Origin of the sequence: Streptomyces noursei (assembly GCF_016917755.1) — a bacterium.
GTDB classification, from domain to species: domain Bacteria; phylum Actinomycetota; class Actinomycetes; order Streptomycetales; family Streptomycetaceae; genus Streptomyces; species Streptomyces yunnanensis.
This window is the reverse complement of the sequence record NZ_CP070326.1, coordinates 5,513,677-5,529,481: the sequence shown is the minus strand read 5'-3', so window position 1 is coordinate 5,529,481 and position 15,805 is coordinate 5,513,677. Positions and strand designations below refer to the sequence as shown.

General features: G+C 71.0%; 15 protein-coding genes. 2 read left to right on the top strand and 13 right to left on the bottom strand.

Annotated elements, in window-relative coordinates:
- Positions 1-134: 134 nt before the first annotated feature.
- The 4 genes from JNO44_RS24515 to JNO44_RS24500 form a co-directional block, all read right to left on the bottom strand.
- Complete coding sequence (locus JNO44_RS24515) at positions 135-1,223, bottom strand: hypothetical protein (RefSeq protein WP_205366107.1); 1,089 nt, start codon at positions 1,221-1,223, stop codon at positions 135-137.
- A 190-nt stretch (positions 1,224-1,413) separates the two neighbouring features.
- Positions 1,414-2,388, bottom strand: a complete 975-nt coding sequence (locus JNO44_RS24510; RefSeq protein WP_205366106.1) for an ABC transporter substrate-binding protein — start codon at positions 2,386-2,388, stop codon at positions 1,414-1,416.
- Positions 2,389-2,412: 24 nt separating this feature from the next.
- Positions 2,413-3,171, bottom strand: coding sequence for an ABC transporter permease (locus JNO44_RS24505; RefSeq protein ID WP_205366105.1), 759 nt, complete (start codon positions 3,169-3,171; stop codon positions 2,413-2,415).
- A gap of 2 nt (positions 3,172-3,173) precedes the next feature.
- Positions 3,174-3,902 carry an ABC transporter permease gene (locus JNO44_RS24500; RefSeq protein ID WP_073444545.1) on the bottom strand — a complete coding sequence of 243 codons (729 nt, stop codon included), beginning with the start codon at positions 3,900-3,902 and terminating at the stop codon, positions 3,174-3,176.
- A gap of 208 nt (positions 3,903-4,110) precedes the next feature.
- Between JNO44_RS24500 and JNO44_RS24495 the strand changes: the two genes are divergently transcribed.
- Complete coding sequence (locus JNO44_RS24495; protein WP_205366104.1) at positions 4,111-5,280, top strand: ABC transporter ATP-binding protein; 1,170 nt, start codon at positions 4,111-4,113, stop codon at positions 5,278-5,280.
- 65 nt (positions 5,281-5,345) lie between these two features.
- Here JNO44_RS24495 and JNO44_RS24490 read toward each other — a convergent pair whose 3' ends face one another.
- The 6 genes from JNO44_RS24490 to JNO44_RS24465 all read right to left on the bottom strand — a co-directional run bounded on the left by JNO44_RS24490 (position 5,346) and on the right by JNO44_RS24465 (position 10,814).
- Entirely contained in the window at positions 5,346-5,834 is a 489-nt protein-coding gene (locus tag JNO44_RS24490) for a DUF3180 domain-containing protein (RefSeq protein ID WP_205366103.1), read from the bottom strand.
- 212 nt (positions 5,835-6,046) lie between these two features.
- Complete coding sequence (folK, locus tag JNO44_RS24485) at positions 6,047-6,694, bottom strand: 2-amino-4-hydroxy-6-hydroxymethyldihydropteridine diphosphokinase (protein WP_039634152.1); 648 nt, start codon at positions 6,692-6,694, stop codon at positions 6,047-6,049.
- Positions 6,691-7,050 carry a dihydroneopterin aldolase gene (gene folB, locus JNO44_RS24480; RefSeq protein ID WP_016574864.1) on the bottom strand — a complete coding sequence of 120 codons (360 nt, stop codon included), beginning with the start codon at positions 7,048-7,050 and terminating at the stop codon, positions 6,691-6,693. The genes folK and folB overlap by 4 nt, the downstream gene beginning before the upstream one ends.
- A gap of 365 nt (positions 7,051-7,415) precedes the next feature.
- Positions 7,416-7,898 (bottom strand): nuclear transport factor 2 family protein, encoded by a 483-nt coding sequence (locus JNO44_RS24475; protein ID WP_205370389.1) that lies wholly within the window; start codon positions 7,896-7,898, stop codon positions 7,416-7,418.
- A gap of 5 nt (positions 7,899-7,903) precedes the next feature.
- Positions 7,904-8,827 carry a dihydropteroate synthase gene (gene folP / locus JNO44_RS24470; protein ID WP_067348430.1) on the bottom strand — a complete coding sequence of 308 codons (924 nt, stop codon included), beginning with the start codon at positions 8,825-8,827 and terminating at the stop codon, positions 7,904-7,906.
- A gap of 145 nt (positions 8,828-8,972) precedes the next feature.
- Positions 8,973-10,814 carry a phosphatidylglycerol lysyltransferase domain-containing protein gene (locus JNO44_RS24465; RefSeq protein ID WP_205366102.1) on the bottom strand — a complete coding sequence of 614 codons (1,842 nt, stop codon included), beginning with the start codon at positions 10,812-10,814 and terminating at the stop codon, positions 8,973-8,975.
- A gap of 140 nt (positions 10,815-10,954) precedes the next feature.
- Here JNO44_RS24465 and JNO44_RS24460 point away from each other — a divergent pair, with 140 nt between their 5' ends.
- Positions 10,955-12,070, top strand: coding sequence for an alpha/beta hydrolase (locus tag JNO44_RS24460; RefSeq protein WP_205366101.1), 1,116 nt, complete (start codon positions 10,955-10,957; stop codon positions 12,068-12,070).
- A 149-nt stretch (positions 12,071-12,219) separates the two neighbouring features.
- On the opposite strand, the gene folE is transcribed toward JNO44_RS24460, so the two are convergent.
- From folE to hpt, 3 genes are all read right to left on the bottom strand, one after another.
- On the bottom strand, positions 12,220-12,825 hold the full coding sequence (gene folE / locus JNO44_RS24455) for a GTP cyclohydrolase I FolE (protein ID WP_205366100.1): 606 nt from the start codon (positions 12,823-12,825) through the stop codon (positions 12,220-12,222).
- Between the two features lie 106 nt (positions 12,826-12,931).
- The gene (gene ftsH / locus JNO44_RS24450) at positions 12,932-14,938 is read right to left on the bottom strand and encodes an ATP-dependent zinc metalloprotease FtsH (RefSeq protein ID WP_205366099.1); all 2,007 of its coding nucleotides are present in this window, start codon (positions 14,936-14,938) and stop codon (positions 12,932-12,934) included.
- Between the two features lie 283 nt (positions 14,939-15,221).
- Positions 15,222-15,761, bottom strand: coding sequence for a hypoxanthine phosphoribosyltransferase (hpt, locus tag JNO44_RS24445; RefSeq protein WP_039641113.1), 540 nt, complete (start codon positions 15,759-15,761; stop codon positions 15,222-15,224).
- Between the last annotated feature and the right edge of the window lie 44 nt (positions 15,762-15,805).

Genomic DNA, 15,805 nt, shown 5'->3' with positions numbered 1-15,805 from the left:
CCGGGGGCCTCGACGCGTCGCCGGCGCGCGACGGCCCGCGGCGGTCGCCCACGTACGACACGGCGGCGGGGAGCCCGTCCACAGGCTGTGGACGAGCTCCCCGCCGCTCGGTGCGTTCTGTCGCCTTCCGGCGCTCAGGAGATGGCGCTGCGCAGTTCGGCGAGATCGAGCTGCTCGGTCTCGTCGTGCGCGGTCAGGTCGATGACCTCGCCGGCGCCGTGCGTGGTCGCCCCGTCGGCGACCGTCTTGCCGGGCGCCTCTTCGCCGGACGCCTCGCCGTCGGCGCCGGCCGCGGTGTCGTGTTCCGCGGCCGCCGGTTCCGTGGCGTCGGACTCCATGGCCTCGGACTCCGTGGCCTCGGACTCCGGGTGCGCCGCGGCGGCGGTCGCACCGGTGGCCTGCGGAAGCGCCGCACGGGCCTCCGCCCGCGCCGACTGTTCGGCGACCGCCTCGTCGCCGACGACGTCCGCCAGGTCCTCCTCCAGCGGCGCGGTCAACTGCTGACGCGGCACGGTGGTGTTGCCGAAGAAGTCGAAGCCGCCCAGCGTGCGGGGCACGGGCGGGCGGGTCGGGGCGATGGCGGCGGCGGCCGGCACCGGGCGGAGCGCCGGTCCGCCCACCCCCTGCACGGCCGCCGCCCCGGTCTTCCCCTGGTCGGTCGCCTCGGGCTTCCCCTCGGCGCTGCTGCCGTCCGGGCCGGCGTGTTCTGCGGCGGCGCGCTGCCGGGCGGCGTTGCGGGCCAGCTCGCGCAGCGCCCGGTCCGCCTCCGCGAACGTGGCGGCCGGACGGGTCGGGGCCGCGCCCTCCGCATCCCGGGCGGCCGGCACCGGGCGACCGCCGCCGGTCGCCGGCTCGCGCCGGGCCGGGACGAGTTCGCCGCCGGAGGACGGCTGCCCGGCCTCGATGGCGAGCAGTCGGCGGCCCTCCAGGGCGCTGGCCCGCTCGGTCTCGGCGGTGGCGTAGCGGCGCAGCAGCGCGGCGTGCTCGCTGCGCAACCGGGCGAGTTCGGCGCGCTTGGCGCGGAGCTTGGCGTCCAGGCCGGCGCGGATCTCGCGCGCCTCCTCGACGTCCGTCTCCAGCTCCGCGACCCGCTCCTCGGTGCGCCACTCGTCGCGCACCCGGGCGCGCGTCAGCTCGGCGACCCGCTTACCGGCCTTGCGGTCCCATGAGCGCAACAGGACCGCACCGGTGACCGCGGCGGCCGCGGCACCGGCGGCGAGCACCCGTTGCACGAGGTCGTCGCCGACGAACCAGGCTCCCGTGGCGCAGGCAATTGACGCACCGGCGACCGTCGATGGAGGAAGCAGCCGGTGGAGGGGTGGGGAATGGCGGTGGCGTCCTCGTGGCATGGCCAGAAACTTACCGTGCGTTCGAGACCTATGGGGCCTCACATACGGATCCGTTCCCCGCTGGTTACTTCTTGACCAACCCCTTGGACTCCAAATACGCCTGCGCGACATCGGCGGGCTTCAAACGCTCGGCGTCGACCTTGCGGTTCAAGTTGATCAAGTCCTCGGTGGTGAGCACCTTCGTGATCTTGTTGAGGGCGGTCTCGATCTTCTTGTCATCGGCGCTCTTGGCATTCAGCACCGGCAGGACGTTGTCGGCGTTCTGCAGCTTCTTGTCGTCCTGCAGAAGCACCAGACCGAAGTTGTCGAGGGTGGCGTCCGTGGTCGTGGTGAGCACCAGCTGATCGGTGCCGTCCTTCACAGCCTGCTTGGCCTGGGGGGTCCCCACGCCCTTGGGGTCGATGCCCTCGACGGTGATGCCGTAGGTCTTCTCCAAGCCGGGCTTGCAGAAGACCCGGGTCTCGCACTCCTCCCCCGCGGCGAGTTTGATCTTCTGCTGGGAACGGCCCAGGTCGGAGAGCGTCTTGAGCGTGTGCTGGGCGGCGAATTCCTTGGTCACCGCGAACGCGTTCTGATCGGTGGCCGCGCCTGCCGGCAGCACCTTCAGTCCGCGCGGCTCGGCCAGCTTCTTCAGCTCCGCCACCGTCTTGCCGATGTCGCTGGACGCCACCGGCTTCGCCTTGGCGCCGTTCTTCTTCGCGTTGAGGAATTCCGCAAGCGTGGAGGCATATTCCGGAACGACATCGATCTGGCCCTTCTCAAGGGCCGGTTCATACAGCTCACGATTGGTCAGCGTCTGAACCCGCGGGCGGTAACCGGCATCGGCGAGGACCCGCGAATAGATCTCGGCGAGCACCTTCGACTCGGTGAAACCCGCCGAGCCGATGACGATCTCGCCCTTCCCGCCGCCCTTGCCCTGGCCGCCCTTCTCCTCCAGGCTCTGCCCGCCGCACGCGGCCAGCCCGGCCGCCAGCGCCACCACCGTCCCCGCGACGAGCGCGGTACGCGCCGTGCGGGCCGTGCGTGCTGTGCTGCTCATGGAATTCCACTCCGTCCGTTCGGATCAGGTCGGTTGACCGGTTGAGACGTCTCGGGTCGGGGCCGGAGCGGGCGGGACTTCCTCGACCGGGCCCTGCCCCCTCTTGCGCGGCCCGCGCCGCCGTCCGCGCATCGGGTCGCAGGCCCGGTCCAGCAGCACCAGCGCCCCCTCCACCACCAGGGCCAGCAGCGCCACCAGCACCGCACCGGCGACCACCTGCGCGGTGTCGTAGTTGCCGAAGCCGGCGGTGATGATCCGGCCCAGGCCCCCGCCGCCGGCCAGCGCGGCCAGCGTCGCGGTGGCCACCACCTGGACCGCGGCCGAGCGCAGGCCCGTCATGATCAGCGGGTAGGCGAGGGGTATTTCCACCCGCCGCAGCAGCTGCGGACCCGACATGCCCATCCCGCGCGCCGCCTCGACCACATCGCGGTCCGCCTCGCGTATGCCCAGATAGACGTTGGTCAGCAGCGGCGGCACCGCGAACAGCACCAGCGCGATGATCGTCGGCCAGTCGCCGTGCTTCCCCAACGGGCTCAGCGTCAGCAGCACCAGCACCGCGAAGGTCGGCACCGCGCGCCCCACGTTGGAGACATTGACCGCCAGCGTCCCGCCCTTGCCGATGTGCCCGAGCCACAGCGCCAGCGGCAGTGCGATCAGACAGGACAGCAGCAGGCACAGCCCGCTCAGCCAGAGGTGCTCGCCGAGGCGGTGCCACACGCCCTTCTCGCCGGCCCAGTTGGCGGCCGTGCCCAGCCACCGCCAGGCCCCCGTGATCGCGTCCACGCTCACCCCACCGCCTTCGCCACGGCCGCCCCGCGGCGCACCCGGCGGCCCCCGGAGCCCGCCCGCGTCCACGGCGTCAGCAGCCGCTGCAGCCCGAGCAGGAGCAGATCCGCCACCAGCGCCAGCACCACGCACAGCACCGACGCGGTCAGCACCTCCGCCTTGAAGAAGCCCTCCATGCCACTGGCTATGAGATTGCCCAGCCCGCCGTAGCCGACGACCGAGCCGATCGTCGTCATCGCCACCGTCGAGACCGTGGCGATCCGCACACCGGCCACCAACGCCGGTAGCGCGAGCGGGAGTTCCACCTCGAACAGCAGCCGGGCGGGCCCGTACCCCATCCCGCGGGCGGCCTCCCGCACCTCGGCGGGCACCCCGTCCAGCCCCGCGAGGATGTTGCGCACCAGGATCGTCAGCGAATACAGCACCAGGCCCGTGACGACGACCGACGGCGACACCCCGAAGACCGGCGTCAGCAGCGCGAACATCGCCAGCGACGGCACCGTGTACAACACCGTCGTCAGCCCCAGGACCGGGCCCGCGACGCCCCGCCGGTGCCGCGCCAGCAGCGCCAGCGGAAAGGCGACCAGCAGCCCGAGGAGCACCGACACCACCGTGATGCCGACGTGCTGGAGCGTGGCGTCCAGCAACTCCTGGCTCCGGGTGCGGAGGTACTCCCCGCATATCCAGTCGTTCCGCTCCAGGCAGCCGGGCCCGCCGCCCTGCGCCATGAACTGACTGCCCGTCAGCATCTCCGCCGCACGCACCGGTGCCTCCACCGCCGTCACCTCCCCCGCTCGCCGATACCGTGGTGACTGTCTGCGACCCTAACCCCCACCACTGACAATCACCTCGGCCCACCCTCCACTCGCAACATCGCGTTCATGCCACCCACGCACGACGCGTACACAATGGGGCCCGTCCACACAGGGGGAATTCATGATCCGCTTCGAGCACGTCACCAAGCGCTACGCCGACGGCACCACGGCCGTCGACGACCTCTCCTTCGAGGTCGCCAAGGGTGAACTCATCACCCTCGTAGGCCCCTCGGGCTGTGGCAAGACGACCACGATGAAGATGGTGAACCGGCTCATCGAACCCACCGACGGCCGGATCCTCCTCGACGGCGAGGACATCGCCGACGCCGACCCGGTCGAACTCCGCCGCCGCATCGGCTACGTCATCCAGCAGGTCGGGCTGTTCCCCCACAAGACCATCCTGGACAACACCGCCACCGTCCCCCACCTCCTCGGCCGGCCGCGCAAAGCGGCCCGGGCCCGCGCCGCCGAACTCCTGGACCTGGTCGGCCTGGACCCGTCCGTCTACGGCGACCGCTACCCCGACCAGCTCTCCGGCGGCCAGCGGCAGCGCGTGGGCGTGGCCCGTGCACTCGCCGCCGACCCGCCCGTGCTGCTGATGGACGAGCCCTTCGGCGCGGTCGACCCGGTCGTCCGCGAGCACCTCCAGAACGAGTTCCTGCGGCTCCAGTCCACGCTCCACAAGACGGTGCTCTTCGTCACCCACGACATCGAGGAGGCGGTCCGGCTCGGCGACCGCATCGCCGTCTACGGCGCCGGACGGATCGAGCAACTGGACACCCCGGCGACGGTCCTGGGCGCCCCGGCGACCCCGTACACCGCCGAGTTCGTGGGCGCCGACCGGGGTCTGAAGCGGCTCGCGGTCACCCCCGTCGAGGCCGCCGACCTCGACGAGCCGCCGGTGGTCCGCCTGGACGACCCGGCCTCCCGGGCCGCCGACGCGCTCTCCGCCGCCGACGCCCCCTGGGCCGTCGTCCTGGACACCGACGGATCGCCCTACGGCTGGGTGGCGGCCGACGCGCTCACCGGCCCCGCCGCGGACCGCACCGCAGGCGTCCGCGACCTGGCCCGCCCGATGACCGCCGCGGTGCCGCTCGGCACCCCGCTCCGGCAGGCGCTGAGCACGCTGCTCCAGCACGACGCGGGCTGGCTCGCGGTCCTCGACGGCGACCGCTACCGGGGCGTCCTCACGCCCGCCGCCCTGCACGGCGCACTGCGCCGCGCCACCACCGCGGACGCCGCCGACCTCCCCCGCGACGAGGTCGCCCTGGACACCGTCCCGCGGGCCTGAAGCGCACCGGAGCCCCGGCCGGACCGCGTCGGTCCGGCCGGGGCTCCGTCACACCCGCGTCGCGGTCACACCCGCGTCGCCCCGGGGCCGTCGTCGCCGTCCTCGCCCTCGGGCAGCTTGCAGACCCGCTCCAAGAAGATCGCCGCGGCGATCACGCCGGCCCCGGCGACCACCGAGAGCCCGGCGTACACCGCCTGGCTGCTGCGCGCGTCGTCCACCCCCGACGTCAGCAGGAAGGCCCCGACGCCGCCGTACAACCCGGCGACCAGCGACGCCACCAGGGCGCTCGCCTGGCCGAAGACCACCGCCCGGGCGGCCACCAGCGGTTCGACGCCCTTCGCCCCGGGCCGCCGCTCGCGCTGTGCCCGCAGCCGGGACCGCAGCGAGAAGGCCGTGGCCGCCAGCACCGCGGCGATCAGCGCCAACACGATCGGCGCCGCCACCGGCACGCTGGGAAGGGTCCCGAACGAGTCCCACAACCGGGCGCCCGCCCAGGCCAGGATCCCCACCACCAGGAACAGCCCGACCAGGACCTTGATCCGTAGCTGCTTCACCGCGCGATCGCCCCTCGCACCGTCCCGGTCACCCCTGCCGCGATGACCGAGTCCGCTCTCATGGCCGCACCCACCGGTGCCGCCGCCGTATCCGTCCGGCCGCCTGCGTACGCGCGAGCGCGCCACCACCGACGTCCATACGCCAGTACATCAGCGCACCCGGCGTCCCGAACGCATCGCCACCGTACGCGACCGGCCCGCAACCCTAACGACTACTCGGGCAGCCGCAGTTCCAGGTCCGCCCGGAGATTCACACCCTCGGCGCCGACCCCCGACAGCAGGGCGGCCACCGCGCCGCGCCCCGGAACCTCCGCCTCCGGGTCGATGTCGTGCCACGGCACCAGGACGAACGCCCGCTCGTGGGCGCGCGGGTGCGGCAGCGTCAGCCGCGGGTCGTCGGAGACCACGTCCTGGTAGGCGAGGATGTCCACGTCGATGGTGCGCGGGCCCCAGCGCTCGTCCCGCACCCGCTCGAAGGCTTCCTCGATGGCGTGCCCGCGCTCCAGCAGGGACTCCGGCGGCAGCGTCGTCTTGATCAGCACCACGGCGTTGAAATACGAGGGCTGCGAGTCGGGGGCGACGCCCCACGGCTCGGTCTCGTACACCGGGGAGACCGCCTTGACCCGGACACCGGGGGTGTCCTCCAGCGCGTCGACGGCGCCCTGGAGGGTCTCCAGGCGGTTGCCGAGGTTGCTCCCCAGCGAGATCACCGCGCGCTTGGGGTTGGAGAGCGTGACGTCCGCCGCGTCCACCTGCTCCACCACGGAAGCGGGGACCGGCTGGACGGTCGGGTCGTTGACGGGGTTGACGTGGGAGGAGCGGGAGGGGGTGGCGGGGGCCGGCTGCTGGGTGGTTTTCATACTCGGCTCCGAGTGATGGTGATGGTCACGTCATCGAAGGGGACGGTGATCGGTGCGTCCGGCTTGTGGACCACCACTTCCACCTCCTGCACCCCCTCGTGCTTCAGGCACTGGTCGGCGATGCGCTCCGCCAGGGTCTCGATGAGGTCGACGGGCTCGCCTTCGACGACGGCCACCACCTCCTCGGCGACGATGCCGTAGTGGACGGTCTTCGCGAGATCGTCGGAGGCCGCCGCCGGGCGGGTGTCCAGGCCGAGGACCAGGTCGACGATGAAGGTCTGGCCTTCCTCGCGCTCCCGGGGGAACACTCCGTGGTGGCCTCTGGCCTTCAGCCCACGCAGCGCGACACGATCCACGCGAATCACTCCCACTGGTCCGGCGGCACCCTTGGCGCCATGTGTTCGTCGGATTCGGGCAGGCGCCAGAGTCGGCCGGCGACGCTGCCCCATTCGAATCTACCTGCGAGCACCGACAGCGCTCGCCCATGGGGGCTATGGACAAGGCCCCGTCCCGCTGCTAGGCCACGTCGCGCAGGCAGCCTTGCAGAGCACGGGAGATCGCCCGCGCGGCCTCTTACCCGCGCACACCCGCCCCACCCCTACCCATGCCGCACTTGGCTCGAACGGGTGCGCCCCGCCCGGGCCGCTGACGCCGGGCGCGCCGGCGCACTCCCCCGGGACGGGCACGCTTGTGAAGCCACTCACATGTCCGCGGAGTGGGACTACAACCGGCCGGCGGGCCCGCTCTCCTCGTCCTCGTCCGCGTCGTCGTCCCCTTCGTCGTCCTCGCGGTCCGCGAGGACCGGCGAGCCGTGGTGCGACCAGACCCGCCAGCCGTCCTCGGTCCGTTTGAAGACATTGGTCGCCACGACCAACTGGCCGATCAGCGGCCCCACCGAGCCGTCGTCCTCGGCGGGCCCCCCGCTGAGGATGTTCTCCGTACAGGTCACCAGCGCGGTGTCGCCGATGACGTCGATCTCCACATCGGTCAGGAAGAACTGGATGTACTCGGTGTTCGCCATGATCAGCGCGTACGAGCGGAGCACCTCCCCGCGCCCGCGCAGCACCGGCCACCCCGGGTGCACCACGCTCACCTGGCCGTCCAACCACAGCTCGGACAGCGCCTCGTGGTCGCCGCGCTCGATGGTCTCGTACAGCGCGGTGTTCGCCTGCTCGACCAGCTCGATGTCCGTCTGCGGGCCCAAGCCGCTCACTTCGTCCCCGTCGTCGTCGCCGTACCGCTCACCCGGCCCGCACCGGACGCCCCGGCGCTCCCGGCCACCGCGCCCTCGACGGCGCGGGCCACCCGCACCGCGTCCGCGCTCGCCCTGACCTCATGCACCCGCACCGCCCAGGCCCCCTCTCGCGCCACGATCGCCGACACCGCCGCCGTCGCGGCATCCCGCTCCCGGGCCGGCGGTGGAGCGGCACCCTCGCCGCCTGCCAGCACCCTGCCCAGGAACCGTTTCCTCGAAGCGGCCACCAGCAGCGGTCGGCCAAGCGCCCGCAGCCGGTTCAGCTGGGCGACCAACGCCAGGTCGTGCCCGGCCTCCTTGGCGAAGCCCAGCCCGGGATCGATGACGATCCGCTCCGGGTCCACCCCGCCGGCGACCGCGCGCTCCACGCTGGCCGCCAGCTCGTCGACCACCTCACCGACGACGTCCGCGTAGACCGCCCGGTTGTTCATGTCGATCGACTGGCCCCGCCAGTGCATCACCACGAACGGGACGTGGTGGGCGGCGACCACCGGCACCATCGCCGGGTCGGCCAGCCCGCCGCTGACGTCGTTGACCAGCCACGCGCCGGCCTCCACGGCCTGCTCGGCCACCGCGGCGCGCATGGTGTCGACGGAGACCACGACCCCCGCCGAGGCCAGTTCCCGGACCACCGGGACGACCCGGCGCAGCTCCTCGGCCTCGTCCACCCGGGCCGCGCCGGGGCGCGTCGACTCGCCGCCGACGTCCACTATGTCGGCGCCCTGGGCCACCAGGTCCAGACCGTGTTTGACGGCGAGCTCGGTGTCGAACCACTCGCCGCCGTCGGAGAACGAATCGGGCGTCACATTCACGACGCCCATCACCGCGCAGCGGTCCCAGTCCGGCAGTCCGGCCACCCGGCCGCGCAAGGTACTCATGGCACCAGCGTAGGCCGTGTGCCGACCGGCCGGATTGCCCCCGCCGACCTGCGCGGCCCGACGTCCGACGGGCCGCCCGCGCGCCCCGTGCGGGGCGCCCGAACGGCCCGATCGTCGCGGTTGCGGACGCGGCCCAGGCGACGTTCTAGGCGACCTTCTCCAGCGTCCCGGCCGCCAGCACCGACTCCTCCGGATGCGCGCAGGGCAGCGGCTCGGCGGCCCTCCGGCGGCGCAGCACCCGCGGCAGCTCCAGATACCCCTCCGCCTGCATGGTCGCCAGGCCGATCCGCGGGATGTCCCGGCTGGTGCGGAAGACCACGAACCGCGGCTCCCAGCGCGGCTGGAACTTGTCGTTGAACTTGTACAGCGACTCGATCTGGTACCAGCGCGACAGGAAGAGCAGCGTCCCGCGCGTGATGCGCATCACCGGGCCCGCGCCCAGCTTCTCGCCCCGCTCCAGGTAGGAGCGGAAGACCGCGAAGTTCAGCGAGAGCTGCTTGATCTTCAGCTCCGGCGCGGTGTGCAGGGCGGCGACGATCAGCAGCTCGTTCATACCGGGGTCGGCGCTGCGGTCGCGCCGCATCCGCTCCAGCGACATCCCGTCCGGCCCCCAGGGCACGAAGTACTGCAACGCCTTCAGGTCACCGAACGGGCCGGCCTCCTCGCCCTCCGCCGGGGCCAGATGCGCGGTCGCGATCACCGCGTCGCCGTCCTTGTCCGCGTCGATGCGGCCGAGCGCCATGGAGAAGCCGCGCTCGTCGTCGGTGTCGCGCCAGGCGTCGGCGGCCTTCTGTACCCGCTCCAGCTCCTCCGGCTCCAGGTCGCGCACCCGGCGCACCCGAGTGGTGTACCCGTTGCGCTCGATGCGCTTGACCATCTGCCGCACGTTGCGCATCGACCGGCCGGACAGGGTGAAGTCGGCGACGTCCACGATCGCCTCGTCGCCCAGCTCCAGCGCGTCCATCCCGGTCTCCCGGGTCCAGACCTGGCCGCCGGTCTCGCTGCAACCGTGCACCGCGGGGGTCCAGGAGTGCGCCCGCGCCTCCTCCATGAAGCGCTCGATGGCGCCCGGCCACGCCTCGACGTCCCCTATCGGGTCGCCGCTGGCGAGCATCACCCCGGAGATCACCCGGTAGCAGACCGCGGCCTTGCCGGACGGCGAGAACACCGCGCCCTTGTCCCGGCGCAGCGCGAAGTAGCCCAGCGAGTCCCGCCCGCCGTGCTTGGCCAGCAGCTCCCGCAGCCGCTGCTCGTCCTCGTCCGTCAGCCGGGCCGCGGGGTGCTCGGGCCGGAAGGCGAGGTACGCGGTGGTGGCCACGGTCAGCAGGCCCAGCGCACCGAGTGAGTAGCCCACGGTGTAGTCCACGCCGTGGGTGTAGGCGACCGGCCCCTCGAAGCCGAAGAGCCCCCACAGCACGTGCTCGGCGCGCGCACCGAACGACGGCGAGCCGACGATCTTGTGCGGGTGGGAGCTGACGATCACCATCCCGAGGGCGAAGCTGACCCCACCGAGGACGACGAAGTTGGCCACCGCCCGCCAGCGGCTGCGCGGGTCCGGCAGCGCCGCGAACTCCCGCCGGTGCCGGATCAGGAACCCCAGCAGCAGCAACGACAGCACGGCCCCGAAGATCGAGTGCCGGTACACCACCTGGGCGGCGATCCCCACCGGCAGCAGCGCCACCGCCGCCACCCAGGCCCGCCGCTTGCGCCGCTTGAGCCCGTGGGCCAGGAGCAGCAGCAGGATCCCGACGACGAGCGAGGCGGAGGCCGCCAGCGGGCTCACCGCGCCCGGCAGCACCTCGGCCACCGCGTGCACCCGGCTGTGCCGGAAGCGCGGGAAGAGTCCGGACATGAGATTCAGCACACCGACCACGGCGCCTGCCGTGCCGATCAGCCCGGGTACCGCCGCGGGCCGCGGGCCGCGGAGCCAGCGTGGCGCAGACCACGCAACCTTCTCCGACTTTTCCCCATCTAGCCTGTCAGACATCACTTTCCCGTCGCCCCGGTCGAGAGAACGTGCGAGCCTAGTCGCAGCATCTGGACTTTTGCGCCCTGTATGACGGCGTCTCAGGGCTCGGGGTTCCACTTGCGGTCCGGATGGCCCGGCCGCCCGGAAGAAAGCACCACATGGGTCTCACCAGCAAGAAAGTGTTGCTGCTCGCCGTACTCCTCGCGGTGGCACTGTTCGTTCTCACGATCTGGCTCTGGCCGCGACTCTCCAAGGGCAACTGGCGCGCCGTGCTCGGCCGCATCGGCCTGCTCTTCGCCACCCAGCTCTCGCTCTTCGCGGCGATCGGCCTGTTCGCCAACAACACCTTCGGCTTCTACGCCTCCTGGGCCGACCTCTTCGGCCAGGAGCAGGAACCGGGCGTGGTCACCAACTACAAGTCCGGCCCGAACGGCACCAACCTCAAGATGCTGGGCACCGAGCGCCTGAGCATCCAGGGCGCCTCGGTCCCGACGACCGCCGGCCGGCTGGACAAGGTCCTGATCCGCGGCGAGAAGTCCAAGATCGCCAGCCCGGCGTACGTCTACCTGCCGCCGCAGTACTTCCAGAAGAAGTACGCGCACAAGAAGTTCCCCGCGGCGGTGGTCCTGACCGGCTACCCCGGCACCGCCGAGGCGCTCTACAAGAAGCTGCACTACCCGCAGACCCAGTACGACCTGCTCCAGGACAACCGCATCCAGCCGACCGTCCTGGTGATGATGCGCCCGACGGTCGCCCCGCCCCGTGACACCGAGTGCGTGGACATACCCAACGGCCCCCAGACCGAGACGTTCTTCGCCCACGACCTGCGGCACGACATCAGCGGCCAGTACCGCGTCGGCAAGGACGCCAAGAGCTGGGGCATCATGGGCGACTCCACCGGCGGCTACTGCGCGCTGAAGCTGACCATGCGCAACCCGCAGTCGTACTCCACCGCGGTCTCCCTCTCCGGCGACTACAAGGCGCCGATCGACGCCACCACCGGCGCCCTGTTCGGCGGGAGCAAGCAGCTGGAGCGGGAGAACGACCTGCACTGGCGGCAGAAGCACATGCCCGCTCCCCCGGTGAACCTGCTGGTCACCAGCAGCAAGCACGGCGAGAGCAACTACAAGCCCACCCTGAAGTTCATCGAGGGCACCAAGTCGCCGTCCAAGGTCGCGTCGATCATCCTGGACAGCGGCGGCCACAACTTCAACACCTGGCGCCGCGAGATCCCCGCCGCGCTGGCGTGGATGGGCGGCCACCTGAAGGTCTGACCAGACCCCTTGGCGACCCGGCAGCGGCCCGGGGTCCCGGCGATACCGCCGCGGACCCCGGGCCGCTCTCCGTTGCGGGCCGTGGCACGCCGCACAGGGCGCCGACGACCGCCTTTCCCGTCTTCTCCCGGCCGCCCGGCCGTCCGGCCTCAGCGGGCCAGTATCAGGCTCATCGCCTCGGCCCGCGTCGCGGGATCGCGCAGCTGCCCGCGCACCGCGGAGGTCGTCGTCTTCGCCCCCGGCTTGCGCACCCCGCGCATGGTCATGCACATGTGCTCGCACTCGATGACCACGATCACCCCGCGCGGCTCCAGAATCTGCATCAGCGATTCGGCGATCTGGGTGGTCAGCCGCTCCTGCACCTGGGGGCGCCGGGCGAACACGTCGACCAGCCGGGCCAGCTTGGACAGCCCGGTGATCTTGCCGTCGGTGGACGGGATGTAGCCGACGTGGGCCACACCGACGAACGGCACCAGGTGGTGCTCGCAGTTCGAGACCACCTCGATGTCCTTGACCAGCACCATTTCGTCATGGCCGAGGTCGAAGGTGGTGGTCAGCACGTCTTCGGGCTTCTGCCACAAGCCGGCGAAGAGCTCCTTGTACGCCCGCGCCACCCGCGCCGGCGTCTCCAGCAGGCCCTCGCGGTCCGGATCCTCGCCCACCGCGATGAGCAGCTCGCGCACGGCGTTCTGGGCACGCTTCTCGTCAAACGTGCCGATCGCGCCCTCGACGTCCAGCGTCACAGGGTCCGTCATTGGTGCCTCGTTCCTTCTGGGCCCGCTCGAAACGCGGAAAGCCGCGCCCCCCAGGCTAAAACCTCGGGAGGCGCGGCGCGTATTCCGGGGCCCGGGGGCCCCTGGATCAGCTCTCCGAGCGCGGTTCCTCGGAGGTGTCCGTCTTCTCCATGGAGACCGACGATGCCGCGGAGCCGTTGGCCGGGGCCAGCTCCTTGGGCGTCAGCACCGGCGGACGGGTCGAGGGCGTACGGCGCGAGGAGCCGGTCCACGCCGGGCGGGCCGGGCGCTTCACGATGTGCTTGAAGACCTCGGCGATCTGCTCCTTGTTCAGGGTCTCCTTCTCCAGGAGCTCCAGAACGAGGTTGTCGAGCACGTCGCGGTTCTCGACCAGGATCTCCCACGCCTCGTTGTGCGCGGTCTCGATGAGCTTCTTGACTTCCTCGTCGACCAGCGCGGCGACCTCCTCGGAGTAGTCGCGCTGGTGCGCCATCTCACGACCCAGGAACGGCTCGGAGTTGTCCGTGCCGAACTTGATCGCGCCGAGCCGCTCGGTCATGCCGTACTGCGTGACCATCGCGCGGGCGGTGGCGGTCGCCTTCTCGATGTCGTTGGCGGCACCGGTGGTCGGGTCGTGGAAGACCAGCTCCTCCGCCGCACGCCCGCCCAGCATGTACGCCAGCTGGTCGAGCATCTCGTTGCGGGTGGTGGAGTACTTGTCCTCGTCGGGCAGGACCATGGTGTAGCCCAGAGCCCGACCGCGGGACAGGATCGTGATCTTGTGGACCGGGTCGGAGTTCGGCGAAGCCGCCGCGACCAGGGCGTGCCCGCCCTCGTGGTACGCGGTGATCTTCTTCTCCTTCTCGGACATGATCCGGGTCCGCTTCTGCGGACCGGCCACGACGCGGTCGATCGCCTCGTCCAGGAAGTGGTTGTCGATCAGCTTCTTGTCGCTGCGGGCCGTCAGCAGGGCGGCCTCGTTCAGGACGTTGGACAGATCGGCACCGGTGAAGCCGGGGGTGCGCTTGGCGACGGCCGAGAGGTCGACGTCCGGCGCGACCGGCTTGCCCTTCTGGTGGACCTTGAGGATCTCCAGCCGGCCCTGCAGGTCCGGACGGTCGACGGCGATCTGCCGGTCGAAACGGCCGGGGCGCAGCAGCGCCGGGTCGAGGATGTCCGGGCGGTTGGTGGCGGCGATCAGGATCACGCCGCCCTTCACGTCGAAGCCGTCCATCTCGACGAGCAGCTGGTTGAGCGTCTGCTCGCGCTCGTCGTGGCCACCGCCGAGACCCGCACCGCGGTGCCGGCCGACGGCGTCGATCTCGTCGACGAAGACGATCGCCGGGGCGTTCGCCTTGGCCTGCTCGAAGAGGTCACGGACCCGGGAGGCACCGACACCGACGAACATCTCGACGAAGTCGGAGCCGGAGATCGAGTAGAACGGGACGCCGGCCTCGCCCGCCACGGCGCGCGCGAGCAGCGTCTTGCCCGTACCGGGCGGGCCGTACAGCAGCACGCCCTTGGGGATCTTGGCGCCGACGGCCTGGAACTTCGCCGGCTCCTGGAGGAACTCCTTGATCTCGTGGAGCTCCTCGACGGCCTCATCGGCACCCGCGACGTCCGCGAAGGTCGTCTTGGGGGTGTCCTTGGTGATCAGCTTCGCCTTCGACTTGCCGAAGTTCATCACCCTGGACCCGCCGCCCTGCATCTGGTTCATCAGGATCAGGAAGATGACCGGGATGAGGATGAAGGGGAGCAGCGTGATGATCACGCTGACGAACGGGTTCTGCTTCGACGGGGAGACGGTGTAGCCGTCCTTGATCTCGCCCGTCTGGTACTTGGCCTGCAGGTTCTTCGCCAGGTCAACGCCCTGGTCGCCGATGTAGCTGGCCTGAATCTTGTTGGAGCCGGCGATCTTGTTGTCGCCCGACAGCTCGATCTTGATCTTGTTCTCGTCGCCGGTGGTCAGCTCGGCGGACTTCACCTTGTTGTCAGCAATCGCCTTGACGACCTGACCGGTGTCCACCGTCTTATAGCCGCCGGACGAGCCGACGACCTGCATCAACACGACCACGGCGAGGACGGCCAGCACGATCCACATGACCGGCCCACGGAAGTATCGCTTCACGTCCATCCACACGGAGCCACCTAAGGCCCCGTCCCTCCTGCCACAGTGAGGCACAACGCCCTCTGGAGGGCTGGTCGTGCGTACGGTGTGTATTACTGGCCCGAAAACCGACTGCCTTCGGACGGTACCCCAGCATTGTCACCCGGCGCCTGTGCCGGTGCGGAACAATGAAGCCCGGGATTCCCCTCTCCCTGCTCCAACGGCGGGAATCCCCGAAGGGTTCCCGCCGCCCGCCACGGGCCATCCGGGTCCCCGTCCGACGCGGCGGCCGGGAGACGCGGGGGTGCTCTCAGCCGCCGTACACGTGGGGCGAGAGGGTACCGACGAACGGCAGATTGCGGTACTTCTCCGCAAAGTCCAGGCCGTAACCCACGACGAATTCGTTGGGGATGTCGAAGCCGATCCACTTCACGTCGATGGCGACCTTGGCCGCGTCCGGCTTGCGCAGCAGCGTGCAGACCTCCAGCGAGGCGGGCTCGCGCGAGCCGAGGTTCGACAGCAGCCACGACAGCGTCAGACCCGAGTCGATGATGTCCTCGACGATCAGGACGTGCTTGCCCTTGATGTCGGTGTCCAGGTCCTTGAGGATGCGGACCACACCGGAGGACTGGGTGCCCGCGCCGTAGGAGGACACGGCCATCCAGTCCATCGTGACGGGGTTGGACAGCGCACGCGCCAGGTCCGCCATCACCATCACCGCGCCCTTGAGGACACCGACGATGAGCAGGTCCTTGCCCGCGTACTCCGCGTCGATCTTCGCAGCCAGCTCAGCCAGCTTGGCGTCGATCTCTTCCTTAGTGATGAGCACCGACTGAAGGTCGGCGCCCATGTCCTTGTCGTCCACCCGTGCCACTCTCGTTCGGTTACGTGTGC